The sequence below is a fragment of the Zoogloea oryzae genome, from assembly GCF_030161255.1.
Lineage (GTDB): Bacteria > Pseudomonadota > Gammaproteobacteria > Burkholderiales > Rhodocyclaceae > Zoogloea > Zoogloea oryzae.
In genome coordinates, this window is sequence record NZ_BSPX01000205.1 from 1 (window position 1) to 1,180 (window position 1,180).

A 1,180-nucleotide genomic window follows, 5' to 3' on the forward strand; every position below is an offset into this window, starting at 1 on the left:
TATCATGATAGGGTTCTCACCTCCTATCAACATGGAATCGACGTACGACAGCAACACGACCTTGTGTTGGTCTAGGAACTCCAATCCCATGATCACCTTAAAGTCATCGAGATCAACAACTAAGAAACTTGTTTTACCACTCCATGAGTCCATTGTGATGGGTACATTATTTACAATCCCATGAACTGGCTTAGCTGCAGAATTGACGGCTTTCATTGTGCTGGATCGCTTCTCAATTGGTAAGCCAAGTCGCTTTGCTTCTTCAATGGCAAGGAAGTTGTGAGTAGCACCCGTGTCTATCATGGCTGGAGATGTATCTCCTTTAATGATGAGACTCACGTACAGGAGGCCCTTCTTAGCAGTCGTAGGCTCAACAACTTGACTGGCTACGGCTGCACATAGATGTAGGGATCCCATATTGGCTTCTTCTCTTTCTCTTTCTTCAGCTTTCTTTGCCATATATTCACATGCTATGGCATTAAGGGCTTCCTTTTGATCACAATTGGCCGTTATGTGCTGTTTACTACGACAAAAGAAACATTGAGGCGGAACCCATTGTGGCGATCTGTATGGAGCCTTCGAGACTGAAGATCCTGCACTACTAGCGGAGGATTGTGGTGGCTTGTATGTGCCTCCCCCATAGTTATTAGAGGGTTCACTTCCACTCCTTGTATGGTTGTTCCCAAATTTGTTCGAGGTCCCCGCGTTCGCACTCTTCTGTGGAGCTTGAGACACATTTTGAGGGATTTTTCCTCTGTTGTTGAGGGAGCTATAGTCACAAAGTCGCTCGGCAGTCGCCATTGCGGTGTATACATTCTTCACCTGTTGTTTCTGAAGTTCTATCTGGAGCCATGGTTCCAAGCCCTCAAGAAACTCGTACAACTGATCTTTTTCAGACATTTCCGTGATCTCAAGGAGTGTTGAGAATGTCTTAATATAATCTCGAATGCTCCCTGCTTGTTTCAACCGTCTGAGTTGGCCTCTGGCTGCAAAATCATCATTTTGTGGCATGAACTGAGCCATAAGTTCTCTTTTGAAGTCTTCCCAAGTCTGGACAGTCATTTCTCTGAATTCAACATTTTCACACCTTGTACGCCACCAGAGCTTGGCATCGTCTGTGAGGTACATGCTGGCTATCATGATCTTGGTCTTTTCACTCTCCGGCTGAACAGCTTCGAAG

General features: G+C 45.5%; 1 protein-coding gene. It reads right to left on the minus strand.

Going from position 1 to position 1,180, the window contains the following annotated elements:
* Positions 1–1,180, minus strand: a 1,180-nt coding sequence (locus QQK25_RS23050; protein WP_284190054.1) for a retropepsin-like aspartic protease family protein, incomplete at both ends; no start/stop codon positions are given.